We start from the raw sequence: 24,122 nt of genomic DNA, 5'->3' as shown, positions 1-24,122 counted from the left end.
TCCCCATGGAGTGGCTCGTAGATTCAGCTTGAACGCACCGAGCGAATATCTGCGTGCACCCGCATCGGCAGCGGCGAACCGCATTCGTGATAGCCGAAGGGCGCATTACCGGAGGCGGTGGAGGGAATCACCTTGTTGTAGATCGACCCGAGGCACAGCTCCTGGAAGTCCCCGGTGTCCGGCGACAGCCGCGCGGCCAGCTGGGCCTTGGCGATGTCGACGGTCCTGAACGCTCCGTCGTCGTCCTCGACCTCCACGCACGCGTGCGGCAGGTCGAGGGCGCCGCCGAGCACGCCGCAGAACCAGCCCCGTTTCGCCTCGGCCCGATACCCGGCCGCGCGGAACTGCTCGGCCAGGAACAGGCTCGCCGCGATGCAGCTCGTCGCGCCGAGAGCGTGCACCTGCTCGTAGTCGGCCTGCATGGCGACGGGGATCATCTGCCAGCGGTAGCCGGCGTCCAGGTAGTCGCGGGTGAGCCGGCGCAGCACCGGCGAGACCAATGGGGTCCGCGCCCCGGTCGTGGTGACCGTCGCCGCGTACTCCGCCGATCCCGGACCGGCCGCCGGCCTCGTCACATCGGCGACGCTTCCGCCGAATCGGACGACGTCCGGTTCCTCGAATCGCCACGGCGCGGCCCCGGCGCAGTCGACGCATTCCAACCGGACGCGGAAGTCCCAGGTCTTCGGGCGCAACAGATCGTCCAGCGGACGCGCCGCGAACCGGAAGAGCATCCGGAACGTGAGCTCCGGCTGCGTCGTCGACTTGTTCGAGTACATGCCGAGGTTGTACAGATCGTTCGCGTCGAAATGGCGCACCCCGGATCGGTACTCGAACGGCAGGCCCGCGTCGACCAGCCTGTCGATCTCGGCCGAATCGCAGCGCAGCATTTCCTGCGCCACCGATTCCGGCTCGGTCTTTTCGGAATAAGCAGCGGGTATGAATTCGATGGAATCCGCCACTTGTTCCCAGGGGGTGTTTACGGTTGCAGCTTGGTGCGGCACAGCCTGTCTCCCCAGAACGACCGCGCCGACGACTCGGCGCTAGTAATCGCCACGACACCACATGATTGTTCCGGATGCCCATAGCACCGGTAATTACGGTACCAGCCGGGCATCCCCGCACCAAAGATTATTTTTACATATATCCCCATGTGTTTCACATCAGGGGATTGGAGAAATCAATGCCCGGCAGGCGCACGCCACCATGCGTCATCGCCTCGATACCGAAGGAAAAGCACGAAGGAGGCCGGCCGGCGCCGTCTCGTCGCGGCAGGAGGGCCCGGGCGGACGAAGGCACCGCAGCACGACGCCGGGAAGCCGCGTCGCGGCTTCCCGGCGACGTCACGGCTTCCCGGCGATACGCGTGCGGACGGACGTCACGCGGACGGATCGGCCTTCGTGACGAGGTAGTTGCCGAGCACGAGATAGTCGATCTCAGTGCCCAGGAAGCAGTTCAGCGCGTCGGCCGGGGCGCACACGATCGGCTCGCCCGCCACGTTGAAGGAGGTGTTGATCAGGCAGGGCACGTCGGTCAACGCGGTGAACCGGCGCAGCAGCGCCGCCAGCCGCGGGGTGTCCTCGTCGGTGATCGTCTGGACCCGGGAGGTGCCGTCCACATGGGTCGCGCCCGGGATCACGTCGTGGAACTCCGGTCGCACCGGGAAGACGAACGTCATGTACGGCGAACGGGCTTTGCGGCCCATCTCGAAGATCCTCGGCGCATCCGACTCGAGCACGAGCGGCGCGAACGGCCGGAACGGCTCACGGTGCTTGACCCTGGTGTTGATGACGTCCTTGATGTCCGGGAACTTCGGGTTCGCGAGGATGCTGCGGTGGCCCAGCGCACGCGGGCCGTGCTCGATCCGGCCCTCGAACCAGCCGATGACGACCTTCTCGGTGAGCAGTTTGGCCACCTGGTCGACGACCTCCTCGTCGTTCAGGCGCTTCCATTCCACGCGATCGCCGAACTCCTGCAACGCCTGCTCGATCGCCGGCTCGTCGTACTCAGGCCCGAGGTACGGAGTGATCGTCGGCGTGGGCTTCACCTGCTCGGCCATGTCCGGGTGGTTGGCCCAGGCGTAGACGGCCGCGCCGATGGCGACGCCCGTGTCGCTGGCGCCGAAACTCACGTCCATGTCGGCGAACCGCGATCCCTCGAGCAGCTTGGTGTTGTTGACGCAGTTCAGCGCCACACCGCCCTCGAACAGCAGGTGGTTCAGGTCGGTCTTGGCCTCCAGCGCGCGGAGCTGGTGGCTCGTGACGACGGTGAGCATCTCCTGCGCCGCGGCGGCCAGGTTGGCCTTGTATTCGAGAGTGTCCTGCAGCGGACCGAAGTGCTGCTCGAGCAGGGGGTCGAAACAGAGGGGGTTTTCCAGGTCGTGCGGCCGGCAGAGCTTGTAACGCCCGCCGTCGAGAAGCTCGACGAAGTGCTCCAGGAACGGGTTCGGCGAGGGGGGCTCGGCGAACCCGGACAGGCCCATGACCTTGTACTCGTCATTGTTGGGCACGAAACCCAGGTATCGCGTGATGGAGGCGAACAGGTTGCCGATCGAGTCGTTCGCGGTGATGTACGAGTCTTCGAAGATTCGAATCCGGCCGTCGCGGATCTCGCCGGTCAGCGAGGAGAACAGCTCGGCACGGCCGTCGCTGATGAGGAACGCGGCGTCCTTCATGCCCGCCATGTAGTAGCCGGTCGTCGCGTGCGCGAGGTGGTGCGGAACGAACACCACCTTGTCCGGATCGGGGGTGAACCCGGTGCGGGCCGCGAAGTCGGCGAGGATCGCGTCGCGGCCGAGGACGTGGACGAACAGCTGGCCGATGCGGTTCAACCGGCCCAGCTTCTCCAAGGGGTCCATCGGCGTCGACGCGAGGTCGAACAGCACTCCGTCGAAGACCTCGCCCGAGAAGTTCCACGGGATCGCGATGAGGTCGATGTCGGAGAACTGCAGGCCCGCCTCCTTGAGACACCAGTTCACCGCGTTTATCGGGAAGTCGGAGGTCTTCTTCTGCCGGTTGAGCCGCTCTTCCTCCACGGCGGCGACCAGCTTGCCGTCCACCAGCAGGGATGCGCCCGCGTCGTGTCCGAGGACGTAGTGCTTCTCGATACCGACCGCGCCATAGTGTTCGGCGAAGATCTCAGCGCCGCGGGACCAGCCGTTGCAGCCTAAGACGATCATGACAGATCTCCTTCTCTTCGTGCCACGTCGCGTGCGCAGACTCCACGAAGTGCTCCGCACGGATGAGAGCGATGCACTGTGTCACCCGGCCTCGGCCGGCATGCGGTATGCCGAAGTCGTCCACTCCCCCGCCGCACATCCGCCCGCGGTGGAGATCGGGACCGACTTCGGAATACGAAGATATTCGGGGGTTCCGCAGCTTTTTCAACACCTGAAACTGCCGACTTTCCCGGCAAAGCCTACCGGCGAAAATCGTTCTATCGCAATGTGAGAAGCGCACCACCACGGATGTGTTTCTCACGGCTCCACGAGAACCGGCCGGTGTCATAGGGTGTACCACCGGGGACTCCATGAAATGCGTCGCGGGTGAAGCCGGTGCGGGATTGCCATGCGACACCTCGGCGATGAATCGCGAACGACAGGAGCGAGGGCGTTTCCCATGCCACCGCCGGCGTATTTCCGAAGACAATGGTCTCGTAATTCACATCGATCCAGTGCGCAGGAGGGCCGCCATGCCTTTGGACCGCATACTCCGTAACCTGATCACCTGGCAGCACGCCGGCGGCCCTCCGACTCCGGCTCGTGCGATGACCGTGGAAGACGCCCGCGAGAAGTATCGGGCGAGCGCGATCCGCCCTCGCCGGCTGGACGACGGCCCCCAGGCCGCCGTGACCGCCGTCGACACGACGATCGGCACGGCGGACGGAGGGTCGTTCCGGTGCAGGGTGTACACCCCGGAGTCCGACGAGGGCCGGGTGATCACATACCTGCACGGTGGCGGCTGGGTGCTCGGCGACGTCGACACGCACGACTGGGGCTGCCGCACCATGGCCGCGTCGCTGAACGCCGTCGTCGTCTCGGCCGACTACCGGCGGGCGCCGGAGTTCCCGTATCCCACGCCGCTGCGCGACGCCATCGCGGCGGCACGCTGGACGAGCCGGTCCTTTCCCGGTCGCGACCATGTGATCGCCGGTGACAGCGCCGGCGCCCACATGGCGCTCGGCGTCGCGCTCGACGCGCGCGACACCCGCGACGTCGAGTTCGCCGCGCAGCTGCTGTTGTATCCGCCCGTGGATCCGAGCCTGCGTATCGCCTCGGCCTGTGAGCACGCCGAGGGGTATCTGCTGTCCGTCGACGACATGGCCTGGCACTACGAGCTGTACGCGCCCGATCCGCGGCAGCGCCGCGAACCCGCCGTCGATCTGCTGAGCGCCGACGTCCGGGATCTGCCGCCGACGGTGCTCGCCACGGCCGAATTCGACCCGCTTTGTGACGAGGGAGCGGAGATGGCCGAGAAGCTGCGTACGGCGGGAGTAACCGTTCGCTATGTGCCCGGACCGGGTCTCGTGCATGGTTACTTCGTGATGCAGGACATCGTGCCCGCGGCGGCCGCGCACAGTCGTGAGGTCTTCCGGGAGCTGGACGCGGTTCTGAGGTCGGTGCGCCGCGGCGCACCGGGGCAGCGTGCCGAGGCACTCCAGGGCGACTGAGCCCGGGTACGCGAACGGCACGAGGTCCGGACGCCCCTGGTGAACCGCGTTCGGGTGAGTCCCCAGGACGCCGCACCGGACCTCGTCCGGTAACGCCGGCCTGCCGATGACCCCGGCATGCCCGGGCGCGGACGCGCCCCGGCCGGAAACCGCGTCAGCCCGTCGGGCCCGGACGGGCCCGACGGGCGTGGAAGGATTCGGCGGGCCGGTCAGTGAAGGGAGGCGAGGCCGCCCCCGGAGAACCGTGCCGGTTCGTCACGGTCTACCGGCCCCTGACGGCTCAACCACAGCGCGTTCGCCACGCGCAGCTCGTAGTCGACGTGCACCGCGTTGAGCTCGCCGTCCAGGAACAGGCGGCGCATCGCCGCGCGCTGGATCTTTCCACTCGTGGTGCGCCGGACCCCGCCACGCCGCAACAGAGCGACGCCGTCGACGTGGACCCCGAACTCGCGCGCGACCGTCTGCTTGATCTGGACGGCCAGCTGCCGCAGTCGCGCCTCGGCCTGGCGCCCCTTGATCTCGTGCGTGACGATGAGGAGGTCCTCGCTGCCGGCCTCGGCGAGCGACACCGCGAAAACAGCGCCGGCACTGCCGAGTTCGGGATGCCGCGCACGCAGTTCCCGCTCGATGTCCTGCGGATAGAGGTGCCGGCCGCACAGGGTCATCACCTCGTCGAGCCGCCCGGTCACGTACAGCTCGCCGTCGTGCAGCGTGCCGAGGTCGCCCGTACGCAGATAGCCGCCCGGGGTGAAGGCCCGCTCGGTCGCGGCGTCGTTACGCCAGTAGCTCCTGGAGATACTGGGACCGCGCAGCCAGATCTCACCGATGACACCCGGGGGCAGCACCTTGCCGGTCCGCGCGTCGGCGATCAGCACGTCGTGGTCGCGCGGCGTCCCGCAACTCACCAGTTCGGCGCCGGACTCGGCCGGCACGAACCGGTGTTGTTCGAGCTGATCGGCGTCCACGGTGGTCACCACGGCCTTCCGGTACGGTTCGCCGGACACGTAGACCGTCGACTCGGCCATGCCGTAGCAGGGGCACAGCACGTCGTCCCGGAGGCCCACCGGGGCGAACCGTTTCGCGAACATGTCCATCGTCGCGGCGCTGATCGGCTCCGAACCGTCGGCGGAGAACCGCCACCGGGACAGATCCAGGCCGATCACCTGCTCGTCGGTGATCCGGGCACAGCACAGCTCGTAGGCGAAGTCGGGGGCCGCCGACAGCTCGATGTCGTACTTGTCGATCATCCAGAGCCAATGATGCGGCCGCAGCAGGAAGGCGCTGGGACGCATCAGCACGCAGCTGGCACCGAGCAACAGCGCGGGCAGCAACTGACCGAGCAGCCCCATGTCGTGATACAGGGGGATCCATCCGCCCAGCCGGGTCTCCTGGGTTATCGCGCACGAACGGCGCTGACTGTCCACGTTGTGGAGGATGTTGCCGTGGCTGAGCATCACGCCCTTGGGCTCACCCGTCGCGCCCGAGGTGTACTGGAGCATCGCGAGCGTCTCGTGGTTCAGGTCCTCCGGCGTCCACACGCCCGGGTCCGCCAGGTCCGCGCTGTCCGTGGCCAGCAGGGGTGTGCCGGTGAGCCCTTCGGCCTCGGCCCATTCCGCGACGGCGGCCAGGTTGTCGTTGTCGGTCAGGATCGCGGACACAGCGGCGTTCTCGGCGATGCTGCGCACCCGGGAGCGCTCATGGCGATACCGGCCGGGCAGTGGCGCGGGTACGGCGACCATGCCGGTGTAGAGACAACCGACGAAGGCCGCGGCGAAGTCGAGCCCTGTCGGATACAGCAGGAGCACCCGGTCGCCCGCGGGAAAGCGGGCACGCAGCCATGCGCCGATCCGCCTGGCCTCGGCGTCCAGTTGGGCGTACGACCACTGGGTGGCGCCGTCGGCCCGCTCCACGTCGTCCACGAAGATCAGCGCGGTGCGCTCCGGCGTCGAGCGGGCGTGTTCACTAATCACCGCGGCAGCACTGGCGGCGTGCGGCAAATCGACCATGACCCTGGTTTCCTCTTTCTTTCCTGCCGTGTGCACGGCTCGGTAACCGTCACGAATCGGCCTACTGAACGCTTCAGAAACTCACCGCACGACGACACGAGACGAGGCACGCGGAAAGGACACGCCTGCCGGCGTTCAACCGTGATCCCGCGCGCTCGAGCAGCAAGACGAGGCGATTAGGAGATCTGAAGCGATCCGCAGGCCGCGGAACTAATCGAAGAGGTATTGTGCGCTGACAACGGCGCGCCAGGACGACCCGCCGAGCCTGTTGCAGACCGCCGATGTGGGGCGCCGTAGCGGCCACTTTTCTCGCATTCGGCATCGGCGTCACGAGCACGCCGTGAGCCCGGGTGGAAAGATGCCGTACAGGGGGCGGATCATGGACGGACGCCTCGATACTCGCGGAGCCGAGCGGTGGGACCGCGACGCGCCCGCGAGCGCGTCGGCCACGATGCGATGCTCGCGGAGTTCCTTATCGCAGGTGGACGACATCGCAGGTGGACGACATCGCAAGTGGGCGAGGCCGATAAGCGGCCATGCCCCTCACGCGCGCGCCTCGGCGCTGAGGCCGCGCGAGGCTACGAAGGCGGTCTCCCGTCCGTGCGGCGACCGCACGCAGCGGCTCGCCGTCGCACGCGTCCGCCCGCCCGCCGACATCGCTCGCCCTCGGCGTCGGCTTCCGGCCGACGAGCAGAATTCGCTATTGTTCAAGAGATGAGAAATTCACGACCGAGCCCATCGATTCTCACGGCCAGCCGTCCGTCGAATGCTCGCCCACAGCATCACCTCCCACAGAACACCGCGTTGACTCGAATTGAGGCTAGCATGGCGGCGGGTGACCATCTAGCGGCCGACCCGGAGAAGTGAGAATCGCGTATCCGAGTATTAGAAACTCATTTAGGCGCAACCAAATACGAGTTCCCGGAGCCATTGCGCCGCCATACGCCGGTCGTCTTTCACCGCACGTGCCGCGGGATCGAGGGCCGGCGCGACGATGTCCTGCCGATCAGGCCGCGTCCTCCGGACCCGGCGAGACCGCACCGGCACGCCCCGTCCGAGGCGCCGCCGTGCCCGTGCCCGGCTCCGGCGCCCCCGCCTCTCGCGCTTTCTGCCGCGCGAGTTGCTTGGCCTGCAGACGGCTCCGGACCACATCGCCGGGGAAGTTGACGACCAGTTGCGGCGGGATCCGCTCGGCGCGCAGGGCGAGCGGGTACTGCTGCCGGGCGCCGTCCCCCGGCGGAGGCACGCTGCTGATCCGGTCGTAGCCGGTTGCCCGGACGTCCCATATCTGGATGCGCCACTGAGTGTCGTCCTCATCTTCGTACAGGAAGAACTCCACCGCGCCCGGCGCGTGGTCGACGAGCCGGTTGAGGTAGGCGTCGAAAGTGGCCCGCGCGAAGTCCCCCCCACTGCTGGGGAGGTCGTCTTCCACTCCGCGCCCGATCACGTCGCCGAAGTCGACGATCGAGGACCAGCGCCGTTCCTGCTCGTCCCTCGTCTCGATGACGTAGGCGTACTGGATGCCCGCCGAGTCCGCCTGCGGAATCCGGAGCGTCTTCGTCATCAGCTGCGGGACGTCGGACGGGCGCTGGGCTCGTCCGTACAGGCCATAGCCGCCCTCGGGCAGGGGAATCACGTTCACCACGGCCCGCGGTTCGGGATTTCCTTCCACCTCTCCCAGCTCGGCGGTGATGCGGGAGATGAGATGCTCGCTCAGCTCCTTGCCCCACATTCCAACGATGACGTTCACGATGTACCTGGGGCCCTGCGAGGCATCGGAGAGGCGTCCGCCCACGCTCCAGATCTCCTCCTCGCGCACCACCACGTGAGTGAGGGCGTTGAACAGTTCGATCATGTCGGAATTCAGGGCCGTCGCTTCACCGTCAGCGTCCGACAACAGGCGCCGCCCGGTCAGCCGCTCGGCGAACCTGCGGCGCTCATGCTCCTCGAAAACGCCCTTCGGCACCAGCAGCTCGACGAACAGCATTGGATTGGTCCTTTCCAGAGCGGGTCGATTAGTGGAATGCTCCCGCGCCGACTTCCCCACGTCGTCGACTTCCTGACGACTTTTCCGACTACCCCGTCAGTAGTATCAGTCAAGCATCCTACGACGTGCGGAGTAGTTCGGTTCCGCCGCGACCCCCGGCGTCGCGGGCCGGCGGCAGGGCAAGCCCGGCGGCGCCGAGGGTCATTCGGACGGACCGGCAATCCACAAGCGATGGCTCAGAAACAGGAATCGAGCCGGTGTGCGGTTCGAAAGCCTTGGCGAGACGCATTCCGGCGAGTCCCCGAATCAGGAGGCGACGCACCGGACCTCGTTCACCCGCGTCTCTCGGGCCGGCGTTCACCCCGCGCCCCGCCGGCACCGCTTCGGGCGAGGTCCTGCCGCGCACCGCCGCAAGCGTCGGGTCCCGCCGGTGGCCGCCCGCTCCAGGCGGCGGCAGCGTGGAGAAGCCGGCGTGGCCGGGCGGACATCGTGCCGATCGCGGCACCGGGCGAATCGGTCGATCGCATGATTGCGGCCGGGCCGGCGAAGACCTCGCCGACCCGGCCCACGTGCTCTGCTGCCGGCCCCATGAAGGAGCGGCCGGCCCGCGCACCCGCACGCTCAGGTGCCCGCGGTACACCATCGCGTCCCGTCGCACTCGCCACCCGCATCAACGCGTTCCCTGAGGCGCCGGCCGAGTGTCACCCCTGCCCCCGGTTCGGGGTCGCCGCACGTTACTCGGCGGTCCCGGCCCGCGGCCGGGCCTCCCGCGTTCCAACGCGTTCAGCCTCGCGGCCGGCACTTCGGCCAAGGCCACACGGTCGTCGCACGACGACCGCACGCCCTCAGCCGAAGCCACACGCGGACCGTCTCCGCGACGATCCTCATGCCGGTGGCGTGGAAGCGCATCGGCGCGTTCAACACCCTTTGACGCCGTCATTGCAGACTGAAATCTTGCACGACCACCGCATGCCTGAATGCGGTAATCGCGATATTCAGATCCAGTGTGCGCTCTGGGCGATCCGTAACGCGTCTATCCGGTTGCGCGCACCCAGCTTCGCCACCACGGACGACAGGTAGTTGCGCACGGTTCCCTCGGACAGATGCAACCGCGCCGAGATCTCGGTCACCGTGTCACCTTGCGCGACGTACTCGAGAACGGAGAGCTCCCGCAGGGTCAACGGGCAACCTCCGTTGGCCAGAGCGGCGACCGTCAGCTCCGGGTCGAAGACCCGCTCTCCCTGGTGCACCCGGTGAATGGCGTCGAAGAGCTGGCGCGGCGGAGCGCTCCGCTGCACCATGCCGTCGATCCCGCTGCTGAAGGCCTGACGGACGACGGTCCTGCTGAACGCCGTGGCGAGCAGCAGACTCCGGCACCCCGGAAGGCTCGCGATCTTCTCGGCGATCGCGATCGCGTCATTGTCCGCGCCCTCGAAACTGATGATCGTGACGTCCGGCCGATGCGTCTCCGCGAACTCCAGTGCGTCAAGGCTGCTGCCCGCTGCTCCGACGACTCGGATGGCCTCGCTTCGCTCAAGCAACGCGGTAAGCGCGAAACGGGACAGTTGCAGTTCGTCGGACACCATGACATCGATTTGCACGTGAATCCTCCCCGTAATTCATCTCAGTAGGACCGCGCAATCGGGTCGCAATGCGCGGCTCGCTTACCATGACGAATTGATTTACGATCGACCTCCTCCAGATGTGACTCCCACGCCGTCGAGCAGTTGTCAAGACCCGCGGATCGAGATTGTCAAGCGGCTATCGGGGCCTCCTTCACGACGGGGTGCATTCCGATCGGCCCGGCAGGCACGCTTCGCGCCGGCCCGGCCGGATGCCGGCGTGAGCGCCGTGGGCCCCCGGGCGGACGGCCGGCAGTCGGACGCGGTCCGCCGCAGGCAGGCCACCAACCACGGACGCGCATCGCCGGGGCTTCCACTGCTCGGCCAGACGTGGTGCTCACCGGCATGCACGGGACCGCAGCCGGGCCGAGGAACCACGCCAGGCCAGGCGCGACATGCGCGTTCACCGGGTCGCACAAGTGCGGTTCGCCGATTCGCGGTTCCTCGCAGACGCGGGATCACCGAGGAGAGCCGCCGGCGTTCGCCCGCCGCCTCGCCGGCGAGCGTGTCGTGCACAGACATGCCCCCGACCTCGATCGCGCCGGCCGCCGCGAGGATCTTCTGCGGCCGGTGCGAGCCGATGGGCACGACCGGGCGGTCATCGTGACCGCCCCGCTCGCCGACGAAACAGGCGCCCGCCATACCGTTATGGTGGTCAACCTGAAAGTTGCACACTAACGTGAGCGGCACGGGCGTGCCTTCCCGACCAACGCGTCAACGTCAGCCTTATCTCGAAACCATCATCGGATGATCCGGGAAGGTACGCGCCTTCCGGCAAGCATTCACGTTTCGGCTGTAGTGTTACTTGTATCATACGCGTACGAAAAGCCAATCTCAATACCCAGCGCACAGCACGCCGAACAGATACTCCACCCTTAGGAGAGGCTGCTGAGCACCCCGCCGATATGCAGGACGGCCGATACGTTCGGTTATTTGTCCGTCACTATCGGTCGGCGAGCGGCCCGGTTACCGGCCCGGCTTCACCGACTCCGGCCGTGAGCGGATCGCCGGCCGGAACCGACGACCGTCGCGAGGGCTGGGGACCTTCGGCCCTGCCCCGCGCGGGACGATCGGCGGGACGGTTGTGTCATGACGACTCTGAGCACCGATCCCCGTCCGATCCCCCGGGGCCAGGAAGACGAACAGGCAGACGAAAAGGACCGGGATCCGGTGACCGGTCCGATCGCACGACGCACCGTGCGGAAGGCCCTGCAGGAGGCGTTCACCGAAGCGGTGGACGACGTGCGCCTGGCGGAGGTCGACGGGATGGTGCACATCTACGTGTCCATCCGCCCCACCACCTCCGCACTTCCGGAACGCATCCGCGCCACTGCCCGCGAGGCGTACCGCCGTGTCGTTCGCGGCGAGCCGGTGGTGGCGCACGTGGCCGCGCCCTGTTCCGCTCGCGGACGCTGGTGACGGCCTCCCCGGAGGTGGGCACCGGCGTGTGGTCGATGCGAAACTGCGCACCATGACGGAGAAGGAGTCCGGTTCTCTGATTCCCAGCATGCGGTTGGACGATTTGCTGGCCGAGTTGCAGTCGCGCCTGCAGACGGTGCTGACCACCCGGGATCGGGTGCACGCGCTGCTGGAGGCGGTCGTCTCGATCGGCAGTGACCTGGACCTGGAGACGGTGCTGCGGCGCATCGTGGAGACCGCCACCACCTTGGTCGACGCGACGTACGGGGCAATGGGCATGATCGGGGAGGAGAACACGCTCGTCCAGTTCGTGCCGGTGGGGCTGAGCGAGGAGGAGATCGCCAGGATCGAGCACTGGCCGCACGGGCTCGGCCTGCTCGGCCTGCTGATCAAGGAACCCCAAACCCTGCGGCTGGCCGACATCTCCCGGCACCCCGAGTCGTACGGTTTCCCGCCCGGCCACCCGTCCATGGGCAGCTTCCTCGGCGTGCCGGTCCGCGTACGCGACGAGGTGTTCGGCAACCTCTACCTGACCGAGAAACGCGGGGGCGGGGAGTTCGACGAGGACGACGAGGCGGTCGTCGTCGCCCTGGCCACCGCCGCGGGCGTCGCCATCGAGAACGCGCGCCTGTACGAGGAGAGCCGCCGCCGGGAGACCTGGCTCCAGGCGTCCTCCGACATCACCACCCGGCTGCTGTCCGGCGCCGAATCGAAGGAAGTGCTCACGCTGATCGCCCGGCGCGCCCGTGAGATGGCCGACGCCGACGCGGTGGCGATCCTGCTCCCCAACCACGACCGCGACGTTCTGCGCGTGGCGCTGCAGGACGGTGCGCTCACCGAGCACGGGCGTCCGGGAGTCCGTCTCGTCGACGACGAGGTCGCGGTCGAAGGATCCCTCGCCGGCCGGGCGTTCCTGGGTGGGGAACCACTGATGCTGGACGATCTCGATCAGAGCCAGGCGCATCTGGTCTGGGCAGACGATCAGCCGGTGGGACCGGCGGCCGCCGTGCCGCTGGGCGCCGCGGAGGCGGTACGCGGCGTGCTGGCGCTGGTCAGGCGCTCGGGACGGATGCCGTTCAGCCAGTCGGAGCTGCGCATGCTGCACGCGTTCTCCGGGCAGGCGGCCGTCGCGCTGGAGCTGGCCGACATCCGCCGCGACGCCGAACGGCTCGGCCTGCTGGAAGACCGTGACCGCATCGCCAAAGACCTGCACGACGTGGTCATCCAACGGCTGTTCGCGGTGGCCATGACACTGATGAGCGCGGTTCGCCTGGTCGAGCGGCCGGAGGCCTCCTCGCGGCTGCAGAGCGCGATCGACGAGCTGGACACCACGATCCGGCAGATCCGCTCGACCATCTTCGCGCTGCAGACGCCGCGCGAGGAGGCCGCGCCCAGCCTGCGCGCCCAGGTCGTGGACCTGGTCGAGGGCGCCCGCGGGCACCTCGGCTTCATGCCGGGCCTGAGCCTGGAGGGCCGGCTCGACAACGAGGTGCCCGCCGAAGTCGCCGAGCACCTGCTCGCCGTCCTCCGCGAGGCCCTGTCCAACCTCGTCCGCCACGCCAAAGCCAGCCGCGCCGACGTCAGCGTCCAGGCCGGCGACGGGCGGCTGACCCTCGTGGTGGAGGACAACGGCGTCGGCATCCCGGTTGAGGGCCGCCGCAGTGGCCTGCGCAATCTCGCCGACCGCGCCGAACGGCTCGGCGGCGCCTTCGCCCTCACCTCCCCCGACGTCGGCGGCGCCCGCCTCGAATGGACCGTCCCGCTGGGCTGATCACCTCATGCTCCCCCGAATTCAGGAGACGCCCCAACCCGCTTCCTTCACCTCGGTCACGGCAACCTCGAGAACCCGCGCGGTCTCGGTCAGCGATCCACCGTAACGAACCGTGAGGTGCCGGAGACGGGCTGCGGCCGGTGATGTGCGATCACAACCAATGCGTCTCAATGATGTGGAAGGCCTTGAGCGGCCCACGTAAAGGGAGTGCCGGGACCGCGAAAATGCTCCTGCAATAACTCGCATTGACCGCCTTTTTTGTTGCGAAAAGCGGTTGTTTGCGCATTCCTGGGTGACGGGACCTTTTGTTACCTCTAGCGTGGAAATCAGGGTCTGGTTCCAAGGTTCGATGGATCGATTCGCGCTCCGTGTATCCGGGTGTTCCCCGGCGACAGTCACGGAGTCGACGGAGTGATACTCATGCTCAAAGAAGCACTGGCTGCTGGCGCGATCACAGCGTCGGCCCTCATCGTCCCGGTGACTATGCAGACGCAGCCGGTCTATGCCGCCGGCAGCACCGCGCAGGTCACGCAGAGCCCCGCACAGCCCTGCCCCGGAGGTAGGTGTCGTGGCCGGGAGCGCCACCGTCAGTACGGCCACTATGGCCGGGAACGAGGCCGCGAGCGCGGGCGCATGGAAGAGCGCGGCCGCGAACGAGGCCGATTCGAGGAACGCGGCCGGGAACGCGGGCGTATGGAAGAGCGCGGCCGCGAACGAGGCCGATTCGAAGAGCGAGGCCGGGAACGCGGACGATTCGAAGAACGTGGCCGCGAACGAGGCCGTGAGGAACGCGGACGATTCGAAGAACGAGGCCGCGAACGAGGCCGTGAGGAACGCGGGCGCATGGAAGAGCGCGGCCGCGAACGAGGCCGATTCGCAGAACGCGGTGAACGAGGCCGGTTCGCAGAACGCGGCGAACGCGGACGATTCGAAGAACGAGGCCGCGAACGAGGCCGATTCGAGGAACGCGGCCGCATGGACTGACGCGTGGAAGAGCGTCGGCAGGTCCGCGAACCCCGGTAGCGGCATCAGCAGCAGGGAGAGTGAGACAGCAACAGCAGCAAGGACCGGATAACCGCACATCGAACCTGCCGGACCCGCCTGCCCCACGAGGTGGTCGCCTCGCGGGGCTCTCCCTTTGTCGCCAGGAGCGGCACACCCACTCGTCCGCCCTTCGCCCCTTGTGCGAAGAGCGGATCGTCACGGTCGAATGCGCGTATCGGGTCCGGCGATCGTCCTTATTCCGACGCGATGCGGCTGGGCGGAATGCGATAGACGGACACGTGCGAACGTGATTCGGCGGTGAACTCGGTCTCGGTCCAGTCCGCGTGCCTGCTCTCCAGCTCGAACCCGGCCAGCTGGGCCATGAGGTCGAGCTCGGCCGGCCAGATGTACCGATGAGGACTGCGATACAGGCGTGCGTGTTCGCTCTCGTCGAATCGGAAATGGTGCGACACGATCTGCTGCCGCAGAACGTCGTAGGTGTCCAGGCCGATATACCCGGGCTCGTGATGCCACACCACGGCCTGCTGACCCGGCGGGAGCTTGCGCAACTCGGGCACCCAGAGTTCGATCACGAAGCGGCCGCCGGGTGCCAGGTGGCGGGCGGCGTTGCGGAAGCAGGCGACCTGCTCGGCCTGGGTGAGCAGATTGGAGATCGTGTTGTAGACGAGGTAGACGAGCGTGTACTCCCCCGGAGCTACGGCGGTCGCCATGTCGCCGACGATGACGGGGATCGTTTCCTCGTCCGCCTTCGTACGCAACTGGTCGATCATCGGACGCGACAACTCGATCCCGGTGACCGGCACCCCACGCTCGGCGAGCGGGATTGCCACGCGCCCGGTGCCGATGGCGAACTCGAGCGCCCGCCCGTCGCCCGCGAGTCCGGCGAGGCGTTCGACCGCCGGCCCGAGGACCTCCGGAGCGAACATTCCTGTGCCCGGGGTGTCGTAACGCCGGGCGGCGTCGGCATTCCAGATGTCCTCCTGCTGCATCCCCCAATGATCGTCATCGGCGTACGGCGGAATCCAATGATTTTTCCCCAGAGAGCTCGACAGTCAGATCTGCCGATCGCGGCCCGCGACGTATCCGGCGGCGATCTGCGGCAGCATGAGGAACACCACGAAGACCAGCGGCGCTCGCCAGCCGCCGGTGTGCTGGTAGAGCGCTCCGACCAGGATCGGGCCGGGGATCGACAGCAGGTAGCCGGCGCTCTGCGCGAAGGCGGACAACCGGATCACCGTCGCACCGTCCCGGCCGCGCATCGCGATCATCGTGAGGGCCAGCGGGAAGGAGCAGTTGGCCACACCGAGCAGCACCGCCCACAGCCAGGGAGCGGCGGCGGGAGCCGCCCACAGTCCGGCATACCCGGCGAGCCCGAACACTCCGAGCAGGACGGCGATGCCCCTCTGGTCCCGCAGCCGTCCGGCGACGGCGGCCAGCACGAAGGACAGCGGCACGCCGAGCACCGAGGTGAGGGCGAACAGCAGACCGGCGGTCTCCGCCGACAGCCCGGAGTCGCGGAACATCTGGGGCAGCCAGCCCATGATCACGTACGCGGAGGTGGCCTGGAGGCCGAAGTACACGGCGAGGGCCCAGGCCGTCGGGTTGCGGGCGACCCGGACGCGCGCCCCGGCCTCCGCGGCGGCGTCCCCGCCCGCCGATCGCCCGGCCTGCCGCTCGACCGGCCCCCGGCCGTCGCGGACGAGGGCGAGCCAGGGCGGCAGGGCGACGGCGGCGAGGACGGCCCAGGCTGCGAGACCGGCACGCCAGTCACCGCCGAACGCGCCGGCGAGCGGAACGGTGACGGCCGCGGCGGTCGAGGCGCCGAGGTTGAGGGCCATGGAATACAGGCCCGTCATCATGCCGACCCTGTCCGGGAAGCGCTGCTTGACCACGACGGGCAGCAGCACGTTGGCGACCGCGATCCCGGCCAGCGCCAGACCGCTCAGGGTGAGGAAGACGGGGGTGTTCGCGACGAACGGGCGCAGGGCGAGCCCGGCCGCGACCGCCGCCATCCCGGCGAGGACGACGCCGTCCGGTCCGTGACGGCGGGCCAGGCGAGGGGCCGCCGAGCCGACCAGCGCGAAGCACACGGCCGGTACGGACGTGAGCAGTCCGGCGACGGTCGCGTTCATCCCGAGGGCGGCACGGGCCTCTTCGAGCACGGGCCCGAGGCTGGTGACCGCGGGCCGGAGATTGAGCGCGGCCAGCACCAGGGCGGCGACCGCCAGGCGGCCTGTCCAGATGGTGCGGCTTCGCGGCTGCTCCGCAGGGCCCCCGCGCGCGGTGTCGTCCTCCGGCGCCGCGCCGGTGTCCAGATGCTCCGGTGTCGTGTCGTCCCTGACCGCTCCGTCATCCACGCGACGTCATCCCGGTCATCGCTGCTTCGTCCTCAAAACCACCGGCTCATCCTAGGATCAGCGACTCTCTCCAAAATCCACCGGGTTGTCGTCGATGTTGCGGCTCCTCCTGGCGGCGTCGATGCCTCGCGCCGCTACATCGTCCTAAATGGGGGCTTGACACCCCATTTGTGACAGAAAAAACTCGTGGAGCACTTCCGCTCCACAGCACGACACCCCCGGACAGCGGCCGGTGAACGCTTACCGCGCCGTGAAGGAGACAGTATGAGGCGACTGTTCGCCGTTCTCGCGCTGGTCACAGGCTTCCTGCTGACGCCCGCGCGCGCCGACGCCGCCACCGTGAACGTGGCCCCGTCGGCCACGGCCTCCGCCTCCTACACCTCTCCCTGGGAGAACGTGGCCGCCGTCAACGACGGCATCGACCCGGACCGCTCCGACGACACGCGGAACCGCCGCTGGGGCACCTGGCCCGACGCCGGAGAGCAGTGGGCCCTGCTGACCTGGCCGTCCGCCCAGACGGTCTCCTCTGCGCAGGTCTACTTCTTCGACGACGGAGGCGGCGTCCGGCTCCCGGCATCGTGGAAGCTCCAGAGCTGGGACGGCGCCGCGTACGTGGACATCCCCGCCTCCTATCCCACCGCCGCCGACACCTACAACACCGTCACGTTCCCCGCCGTCACCACCACCCGGCTGCGCGTCGTCCTGCGCAGCGGCCGGGCCTCGGTCGGTCTGCTCGAAATCAAGGCGTTCGCCGACGCCACCGGCCTTCAGAGCGGGTGGAGCCCGCCCGCCGCCATGGCCGCGCCGCTCGACGAGGTCTGGCGGCACGTCGAGTCCACCAACCCCGACCTGTACGGCTTCCGCGACTACGCCTGGGACCAGATCATCGCCAACGGCGGCAGCGTCAACTACTGCGTCCGCTGGGATTCCAGCGCCCCGGTCTCGGTGGAGCTGCGCGACAAGATCCACGCCGCCCTGGCCCGGTCGTTCAAGAAGTGGATGGACGTGATGGCCGGCCACAACGGCTGGCCGTACGCCGAGGTGCCCGTGAAGGTGGTCGGCTGGGCCGTACGCGACCGTGCCACCCTGCAGTGGAGCGACGACTCGGTGGACGTGTACGTCGGCGACCTGCGCGAGGACGCGCCGCAGTGCGCCGAGCCGTGCGGACGCCTGTTCAACCCGTCGGGCACCTATCCCGACTGCCCCGGCGGCGCCTCGCGCCACTACGACATGTCGCTGTGGCTCACCGAGGGCATGACCGGCGGCATGGGCGGCGCCTGGGGACAGCGCGTCGGCAGCGAGTATCTGGTGGACAACCTCGACAGCGACGACATCCACATCCTCCTCCATGAGATCGGGCACGGTTTCGGCCTGGACGACTTCTACGACTGGACCCCGTCCGGGCAGTGCTGCTTCCTCATGAAGGCGGGCTCCGCCACGTCGATCACCGAGTTCGACGCGTGGATGCTGCGCGACGTCTGGCGGCACCTGAAGAGCCGCTACGGCTACTGACGGCCCTGCGCAGGGGCCCGTGCCGCGACGCCGTACGGGAGCCGCACGCCGGTGCGCGGCGGCGTCGCGGCCCGCGCCGGACACAAGAGACATGCGTCAATTACAGATTGACGATTGGACGATCGTCAACCTACGGTTGACGCATGAGCCCACTCAACATCCACCTCGCCGACCTGATCGCCCGCCTCGACGAGGAACTCCCCGACGCCGGCGACCTGGCCCGCATCAGCGAGGCGCACCTCCGCGCCCAGACCCTGTCCGACCTCGGCGATCAGCTCGTCGACCACTACGTTCGCAAGGCCAGGCAGGCCGGCGCGTCGTGGAGCGAGGTCGGTGACGCCATCGGGGTGTCCAAACAGGCCGCCCAGCAACGCCACGCGCCCAACGTGTTCGAGCGGTTCACCGACCTGAACCGGCACAGCATCGTGCTGGCGCAGGAGGCCGCCCGGACGTACAAGCACGACTTCATCGGCACAGAACACATCCTGCTCGGCCTGCTCGGCGAACCGCGGGGCCTGGCGTACGAGGTGCTGATGGCGAAGATCGAGTCCGAGCGACGCATCCGCGACGCCGTCGAGGAAGCGATGCCGCCGGCCGGGCAGAAGGCGCTGCGGGGTCACATCGCCTTCCGGCCGGAGAGCAAGGAGGCCATCGAGCAGGCATCCCGCGCGTCGGCCGACCTCGGTCACGACTGGGTCGGCACGGAACACACGCTGCTGGGCCTGATCCGCGCCGAGGACAGTGTGGCCGCGCGGATCCTGCGCGACCTCGGCTTCACGTCGGACGAGCTGCACCAGACGGTCGAGACCGAGATCATCAAACGGTCCGCCGCGCGCGACAAGTGACGCGCTGCCCGGCGGAGCCGGTCCGAGGGTCACCCTTTCTCGGGGGGACCGCCAGGCGGAACTTCCGCTGAGCGTCCCCTCGGCCTGATCGGCAGGCGGGGACGGCGTGCGTGTGACTGAAGGAGAGCCTCGCGGTGCCGCCAGGCGAGGTCCAGCACGGCCGCGCCCGCCGCCTGCATCGGCTCATGGCGGACGTAGCGCCGCACTGTCCCCGCGTCGAACGGGACGCGGCCCACGACCTGTCCCTCGCTGTTGGAGGCGGCGACCTCGCCGAAGACGGCGTCGAACGTCTCCGCCTCCAGCACGGTCACCGTGAGGAAGTCGGTCGCGAAGGTCAGCGGATCGACCCCCACGCCCAGCATGAAGGAGCGCACGCGGCCGTCCGCACGGGCGTCCGTCAGCAGCCGGTAGAGCGGCCAGCTCTCGTAGTCGAAGCCGTCGCCGTATTCCTCCCCCCGCCCGAGGAACTCCTCGGCGTACTCGCGGACCACGCACTTCCACAGGTCGAGGTCGGCCTTCTCCGCGCCCGCGGACTCGTACGCGGGCTGGAAGACCCCGACCGGCATGACCTGGAACAGCCCGCCGCCGTGCGCCACCCGGGCCGCGTCGCGCCAGTGCAGGACGAACGACGTCTCCCCCGTACGACGGTCGTGCCGCAGCGTCAGCGTCGAGATCGCGCAGAGCGCGGGCCGGCGGCGCAGATCGGTGGGATCGCCCACGAGCGCGCGGAACGGCGGCGGCTGCCCGCCCTCAGACGCGGCGGACTCGTGGGCGCCGGACTCCTGGGCGCCGGACTCCTGGGCGCCGGACTCCTGGGCGCCGGACTCCTGGGCGCCGGACTCGTGGGCGGCGAACTCGTGGGCGGCCGCCTCCCCCACGCTCACGCCGTCGAAGTAGCGCGCACGGGTGAAGGTCAGCTCCGGCCAGGCGACCTCCAGCAGCCGGTAGCAGGTGCGGTCCTCAAAAAGCCGGGGACGGGCGAAAGTCCCCAGCGCGTCCGGGTAGGCGCCGGCGCCCTCCGGCAACAGGGCCGCCGCCTCCGGTTCCCGGCCCGTGACGTCGGCGGCGGGAGCGTCCTCCACCCAGCAGAGCCGCACCTCGCGCAGGTCGAGCGGCGTGGCCGGAATCCAGCCGTCCCGGATGAGCAGGCGGGTCGATCCGGCCCTCGCCACTCCGGGATAGAGCCGCTCCGCCGCCACGGCCAGCTCGTGCCGGTGCCCGTTCAGGCGTCGCCGCACCTCGACCCACTCCGGTCCCGACGGTCGCATCCGCGCCTCCCCACTCGATCGGATGAAGCCAGCACCCTAACCGCTCACGCGAGGCCAGGCCCGGCCCGGCCCTCGAGAAGACGGACACGCCTTTCCGTCGTCTCAGGGCTCGCCATGACCGCCGCGCTCATCGCCCGCGGCGTCCCGGACCCGACCGCACACCTCGCGGCCGAGCTGGGAGTCCTCGCCTTCAAGCGGGGCTACGCCCGGTGGTCCGCAGGCGATCGGGACGACGCGGGAGGGCTCGCGCCCCCGCGTCGGCCACCCTGCGGGATCTGCGCGCGGCGACGGCGTCACTGGGCTGATCGACTGACCGCGGCGGACCGGCCGGCGTCCGGGCCTGGGCGGCGATCCGCAGTACGACACCGAATGACAGCGGAACCCCGGCGGCCGGCGGAATCCCGAACATGATCGCGACGAAGAACGTTCGCCACTCTTGACCGTGCAACATAGACGGGTATAAACACATACGAAACAACATCGAAACGGCGGTGAACCAACACGATGTACGCCGAGGAGCGGCAGCAGGAGATCCTGCGGGCGGCACGGGACGCCGGCCGGGTCGACGTGGTGACGCTGGCGGAACGGTTCGGCGTCACGACGGAGACGATCCGCCGCGACCTGACCGCCCTGGAGCGCGCCGGCGTCCTGCGGCGCGTGCACGGTGGCGCCATCCCGGTCGAGCGCCTGGGGTTCGAGCCCGCCCTCGCCGCGAGGGACGAGGTGATGACGGCCGAGAAGGAGCGCATCGCCAAGGCCGCCCTGGCCGAACTTCCCGAGGACGGCGCCGTGGTCATCGACGCGGGCTCCACGACGAGCCGGCTCGTGCAGGCGCTGCCACCTGACCGCGAGCTCACCGTGGTCGTGAACTCTCCGCCGCTGGCCACGGCGCTGGCGACCCGCCCCAACCTGACCGTGCTCATGCTGGGCGGCCGGGTGCGCGGCCGGACGCTGGCGACGGTGGAGGACTGGGCCATCCAGCAGTTGTCGCAGCTCAACGTCGATGTGGCCTTCATGGCCACCAACGGCTGCTCGGTGGCCAAGGGCCTGACCACCCCCGACCCCGCCGAGGCGGCGATCAAGCGGGCGATGATCGCCTGCGCCGACCGCGCCGTGCTGCTGGCCGACCACACGAAGTTCTCCGGCACCTACCTGGCGCGCTTCGCCACGCTCGGGGAGATCGACGTCGTGATCAGCGACACCGGGCTCGACCCCGACCAGGCCGCCGCGCTGGCCGCAGCGGGACCGGAGGTGGTCCGGGCATGATCCTCACTCTGACCCTCAATCCCAGCCTCGACCGCACGATCGAGGTCGGCGCGCTCACCCGCGGCGCCGTCATCCGGGCGGCCGCCACCCACCTCGACCCCGGAGGCAAGGGCGTCAACGTGTCGCGGGCCCTGCTGGCCAACGACGTCCGGTCGTGCGCGGTCATCCCGTACGGCGGCGACGAGGGGCGCCGGCTCCTCGACCTGCTGTCGGCGGAGGGCCTCGACATGATCCCCGTGCCGGTCACGGGCCCGACCAGGTCCAACGTCGCGATCGCCGAGCCGGACGGCACGGTCACCAAGGTGAACGAGCCGGGCACCGCGCTGACCCCCGCCGAGCTGGACACACTGGCGGGCGCCGTGCTCGACGCCGCCCGGTCGGCCGACTGGGTGGTCGCCTCGGGCAGCCTCCCGCCCGGCGTACCGGTCGACGTCTACGCCGGGCTGTGCCGCCGCTTCGCCGACGCCGGCATCAACCTCGCGGTCGACACGAGCGGCCCCGCCCTCGTGTCCGCGGTGAACGCCGGACCGGCGCTGATCAAGCCCAACCGCGACGAGCTCGCCGAGGCCACCGGCACGTCGATCGCCCACGTCGGCGACGTGCTCGACGCGGTCGGAAAGCTGCGCGCCATGGGCGCGCGGTCGGTCCTGACCAGCCTCGGCGCCGACGGCGCGCTGCTGGTGGAGGACGACGAACAGGTCTGGTACGGCGAATGCGCCGTCGAGGAGCCGCGCAGCAGCGTGGGCGCGGGCGACGCCCTGCTGGCGGGTTTCCTCGCCGCCGGGGCCCACGGCGAGGCGGCTCTCGCCGAGGGCCTGGCCTGGGCCGGTGCCGCCGTGGGGCTGCCCGGCAGCCGGATGCCCCGCCCGGCCGACATCGACCGCACACACGTCCGGATCGGTCCCCCCGACCCGGCCCGGCCGCTCACGCCACCCCCTCGCCCGGCGCCCGGGGGCGCGTGAGCGCGCCACACCATCCCCGGCGACTCACCCGCTTCAGTCCCTTCGCCCGCTTCGCACATCCTGATCCACTCGCTTCGCCCGCTTCGCACTTCCTGATCCATTCGCTTCGCCCGCTTCGCACTTCCTGATTCACTCGCTTCGCTCGCTCATGTCCGGGGGGATGGCAGCGACCCGAGAACCCCCCAGCCGGCCGGCCAGGCCGGTCGCCCCGGAAGGAGCACCTCAATGGCCACGCCCTATACCCCCACCGTCCACGGCACCGGTGTGCGGGCCACGATCCAGCGTTTCGGCGGCCACCTCGCTGGAATGATCATGCCGAACATCGGCGCCTTCATCGCCTGGGGTCTCATCACGGCCCTGTTCATCCCGACCGGATGGATACCGAACAAGACACTCGCCGAACTGGTCGGCCCGATCATCGGCACCCTCCTCCCCGTGCTCATCGGCTACACCGGCGGCCGGATGGTCCACGCCCAGCGCGGCGCGGTCGTCGGCGCCGTCGCCACGATGGGCGTGGTCGTCGGGGCGGACGTCCCGATGTTCCTCGGCGCCATGATCGTCGGCCCGCTGGCCGCGCTGATCCTCAAGCACGTCGACCGGTTCACCGCCGAACGGACCAGGGCCGGCTTCGAGATGCTGGTCGACAACTTCACCGCCGGCATCGTCGGCGCGGTCATGGCGATCGCCGGCGTCCTCGCCATCGGCCCGGTCGTGGAGAAGGTCACCGAGGTCGCGGGCGACGGCGTGTCGTGGCTCGTCTCGCACTCGCTCCTGCCGATCGCGTCGGTCATCATCGAGCCGGCCAAGGTGCTGTTCCTCAACAACGCGATCAACCACGGCGTGCTCGGGCCGCTGGGCGTCGCCGAGTCGGTCAAGCACGGCAAATCGATCCTGTTCATGCTGGAGTCCAACCCGGGCCCGGGCCTCGGCCTGCTGATCGCTTACCTGCTGTTCGGCCCGCGGTCCCTGCGTCCCAGCACCCCCGCCGCCATGATCATCCACTTCTTCGGCGGCATTCACGAAATCTATTTCCCGTACGTGCTGATGAAGCCGCGCCTGATCGTCGCGGTGATCGCCGGTGGCGCCGCGGGCGTGCTCACCTTCCTGGTCACCGGGGCGGGCCTGGTCGCGACGCCGTCGCCGGGCAGCATCTTCGCCTACATGGCGGTGACCCCGAAGGGCGGCTGGTTCGGGCCGATCGCCGGGATCGTCGTCGCGACGGCCGTCTCCTTCGCCGTGGCCGCCGCGCTGCTGGGCTTCGGCCGCGCCAACGGCGACCAGCCGGACGAGCCGGCGCAGGACGCCACCCCCACCGCCACCCCCACCGGCACCACCACCGGCACGAACGACACCGACATCGACACCGACAACCACAAGCACGAGACAACCGGCGAGACGGCGGCCGAGAGCGTGCCCGCCACCAAGGAGGCGTGATCC

17 protein-coding genes are annotated in these 24,122 nt (G+C 69.2%); 8 read left to right on the top strand and 9 right to left on the bottom strand.

Annotated features, from left to right (window positions below):
- Window positions 1–23: 23 nt before the first annotated feature.
- Window positions 24–1,001: a hypothetical protein gene (locus ACQPZZ_RS12945; RefSeq protein WP_432931883.1), complete on the bottom strand. Its 978-nt coding sequence runs from the start codon at window positions 999–1,001 to the stop codon at window positions 24–26.
- 374 nt (window positions 1,002–1,375) lie between these two features.
- Window positions 1,376–3,175 carry a carbamoyltransferase family protein gene (locus ACQPZZ_RS12940; RefSeq protein WP_432931881.1) on the bottom strand — a complete coding sequence of 600 codons (1,800 nt, stop codon included), beginning with the start codon at window positions 3,173–3,175 and terminating at the stop codon, window positions 1,376–1,378.
- Between the two features lie 587 nt (window positions 3,176–3,762).
- Here ACQPZZ_RS12940 and ACQPZZ_RS12935 point away from each other — a divergent pair.
- Window positions 3,763–4,665 carry an alpha/beta hydrolase gene (locus ACQPZZ_RS12935; RefSeq protein WP_432931879.1) on the top strand — a complete coding sequence of 301 codons (903 nt, stop codon included), beginning with the start codon at window positions 3,763–3,765 and terminating at the stop codon, window positions 4,663–4,665.
- Between the two features lie 209 nt (window positions 4,666–4,874).
- Here the strand turns inward: ACQPZZ_RS12935 and ACQPZZ_RS12930 are convergent, their stop codons facing one another.
- The 3 genes from ACQPZZ_RS12930 to ACQPZZ_RS12920 form a co-directional block, all read right to left on the bottom strand.
- The gene (locus ACQPZZ_RS12930) at window positions 4,875–6,635 is read right to left on the bottom strand and encodes a fatty acyl-AMP ligase (protein WP_432931877.1); all 1,761 of its coding nucleotides are present in this window, start codon (window positions 6,633–6,635) and stop codon (window positions 4,875–4,877) included.
- 1,042 nt (window positions 6,636–7,677) lie between these two features.
- Complete coding sequence (locus tag ACQPZZ_RS12925) at window positions 7,678–8,658, bottom strand: hypothetical protein (protein WP_432931875.1); 981 nt, start codon at window positions 8,656–8,658, stop codon at window positions 7,678–7,680.
- A 995-nt stretch (window positions 8,659–9,653) separates the two neighbouring features.
- Window positions 9,654–10,244, bottom strand: a complete 591-nt coding sequence (locus tag ACQPZZ_RS12920) for a response regulator transcription factor (protein WP_432931873.1) — start codon at window positions 10,242–10,244, stop codon at window positions 9,654–9,656.
- A 1,125-nt stretch (window positions 10,245–11,369) separates the two neighbouring features.
- Between ACQPZZ_RS12920 and ACQPZZ_RS12915 the strand changes: the two genes are divergently transcribed.
- Window positions 11,370–11,699, top strand: a complete 330-nt coding sequence (locus ACQPZZ_RS12915) for a hypothetical protein (protein ID WP_432931871.1) — start codon at window positions 11,370–11,372, stop codon at window positions 11,697–11,699.
- Window positions 11,700–11,751: 52 nt separating this feature from the next.
- Window positions 11,752–13,470 carry a GAF domain-containing protein gene (locus ACQPZZ_RS12910; RefSeq protein ID WP_432931869.1) on the top strand — a complete coding sequence of 573 codons (1,719 nt, stop codon included), beginning with the start codon at window positions 11,752–11,754 and terminating at the stop codon, window positions 13,468–13,470.
- A gap of 21 nt (window positions 13,471–13,491) precedes the next feature.
- Here the strand turns inward: ACQPZZ_RS12910 and ACQPZZ_RS12905 are convergent, their stop codons facing one another.
- The 3 genes from ACQPZZ_RS12905 to ACQPZZ_RS12895 all read right to left on the bottom strand — a co-directional run bounded on the left by ACQPZZ_RS12905 (window position 13,492) and on the right by ACQPZZ_RS12895 (window position 16,832).
- Window positions 13,492–14,580 (bottom strand): hypothetical protein, encoded by a 1,089-nt coding sequence (locus ACQPZZ_RS12905; protein ID WP_432931867.1) that lies wholly within the window; start codon window positions 14,578–14,580, stop codon window positions 13,492–13,494.
- Between the two features lie 128 nt (window positions 14,581–14,708).
- Window positions 14,709–15,464 (bottom strand): class I SAM-dependent methyltransferase, encoded by a 756-nt coding sequence (locus ACQPZZ_RS12900; protein ID WP_432931865.1) that lies wholly within the window; start codon window positions 15,462–15,464, stop codon window positions 14,709–14,711.
- A gap of 63 nt (window positions 15,465–15,527) precedes the next feature.
- Complete coding sequence (locus ACQPZZ_RS12895; protein WP_432931863.1) at window positions 15,528–16,832, bottom strand: CynX/NimT family MFS transporter; 1,305 nt, start codon at window positions 16,830–16,832, stop codon at window positions 15,528–15,530.
- A 264-nt stretch (window positions 16,833–17,096) separates the two neighbouring features.
- Between ACQPZZ_RS12895 and ACQPZZ_RS12890 the strand changes: the two genes are divergently transcribed.
- A complete protein-coding gene (locus ACQPZZ_RS12890; protein ID WP_432931861.1) occupies window positions 17,097–18,344 on the top strand; it encodes a hypothetical protein in 1,248 nt (415 codons plus the stop codon).
- A gap of 143 nt (window positions 18,345–18,487) precedes the next feature.
- Window positions 18,488–19,189: a Clp protease N-terminal domain-containing protein gene (locus ACQPZZ_RS12885; protein ID WP_432931859.1), complete on the top strand. Its 702-nt coding sequence runs from the start codon at window positions 18,488–18,490 to the stop codon at window positions 19,187–19,189.
- Window positions 19,190–19,218: 29 nt separating this feature from the next.
- Here ACQPZZ_RS12885 and ACQPZZ_RS12880 read toward each other — a convergent pair whose 3' ends face one another.
- On the bottom strand, window positions 19,219–20,457 hold the full coding sequence (locus ACQPZZ_RS12880) for a hypothetical protein (RefSeq protein ID WP_432931857.1): 1,239 nt from the start codon (window positions 20,455–20,457) through the stop codon (window positions 19,219–19,221).
- Window positions 20,458–20,961: 504 nt separating this feature from the next.
- Between ACQPZZ_RS12880 and ACQPZZ_RS12875 the strand changes: the two genes are divergently transcribed.
- From ACQPZZ_RS12875 to mtlA, 3 genes are all read left to right on the top strand, one after another.
- Window positions 20,962–21,723 (top strand): DeoR/GlpR family DNA-binding transcription regulator, encoded by a 762-nt coding sequence (locus ACQPZZ_RS12875; RefSeq protein ID WP_432931855.1) that lies wholly within the window; start codon window positions 20,962–20,964, stop codon window positions 21,721–21,723.
- The gene (gene pfkB / locus ACQPZZ_RS12870; protein ID WP_432931853.1) at window positions 21,720–22,685 is read left to right on the top strand and encodes a 1-phosphofructokinase; all 966 of its coding nucleotides are present in this window, start codon (window positions 21,720–21,722) and stop codon (window positions 22,683–22,685) included. The genes ACQPZZ_RS12875 and pfkB overlap by 4 nt, the downstream gene beginning before the upstream one ends.
- 225 nt (window positions 22,686–22,910) lie before the next feature.
- The gene (mtlA, locus tag ACQPZZ_RS12865) at window positions 22,911–24,119 is read left to right on the top strand and encodes a mannitol-specific PTS transporter subunit IIC (RefSeq protein ID WP_432931851.1); all 1,209 of its coding nucleotides are present in this window, start codon (window positions 22,911–22,913) and stop codon (window positions 24,117–24,119) included.
- Window positions 24,120–24,122: the final 3 nt, after the last annotated feature.

The organism is Microbispora sp. CA-135349 (assembly GCF_050947365.1).
GTDB lineage: Bacteria > Actinomycetota > Actinomycetes > Streptosporangiales > Streptosporangiaceae > Microbispora.
Note: the sequence above shows the minus strand (reverse complement) of the source record. Positions and strands in the feature narration are given on the sequence as shown.

Coding starts and splice junctions, on each gene's coding strand:
- mtlA (WP_432931851.1), top strand. CDS start 22,911: ATGGCCACGCCCTATACCCCCACCGTCCACGGCACCGGTGTGCGGGCC.
- ACQPZZ_RS12925 (WP_432931875.1), bottom strand. CDS start 8,658: ATGCTGTTCGTCGAGCTGCTGGTGCCGAAGGGCGTTTTCGAGGAGCAT.
- ACQPZZ_RS12880 (WP_432931857.1), bottom strand. CDS start 20,457: ATGCGACCGTCGGGACCGGAGTGGGTCGAGGTGCGGCGACGCCTGAAC.
- ACQPZZ_RS12920 (WP_432931873.1), bottom strand. CDS start 10,244: ATGGTGTCCGACGAACTGCAACTGTCCCGTTTCGCGCTTACCGCGTTG.
- ACQPZZ_RS12940 (WP_432931881.1), bottom strand. CDS start 3,175: ATGATCGTCTTAGGCTGCAACGGCTGGTCCCGCGGCGCTGAGATCTTC.
- ACQPZZ_RS12890 (WP_432931861.1), top strand. CDS start 17,097: ATGAGGCGACTGTTCGCCGTTCTCGCGCTGGTCACAGGCTTCCTGCTG.
- pfkB (WP_432931853.1), top strand. CDS start 21,720: ATGATCCTCACTCTGACCCTCAATCCCAGCCTCGACCGCACGATCGAG.
- ACQPZZ_RS12935 (WP_432931879.1), top strand. CDS start 3,763: ATGACCGTGGAAGACGCCCGCGAGAAGTATCGGGCGAGCGCGATCCGC.
- ACQPZZ_RS12915 (WP_432931871.1), top strand. CDS start 11,370: ATGACGACTCTGAGCACCGATCCCCGTCCGATCCCCCGGGGCCAGGAA.
- ACQPZZ_RS12885 (WP_432931859.1), top strand. CDS start 18,488: ATGAGCCCACTCAACATCCACCTCGCCGACCTGATCGCCCGCCTCGAC.
- ACQPZZ_RS12900 (WP_432931865.1), bottom strand. CDS start 15,464: ATGCAGCAGGAGGACATCTGGAATGCCGACGCCGCCCGGCGTTACGAC.
- ACQPZZ_RS12910 (WP_432931869.1), top strand. CDS start 11,752: ATGACGGAGAAGGAGTCCGGTTCTCTGATTCCCAGCATGCGGTTGGAC.
- ACQPZZ_RS12875 (WP_432931855.1), top strand. CDS start 20,962: ATGTACGCCGAGGAGCGGCAGCAGGAGATCCTGCGGGCGGCACGGGAC.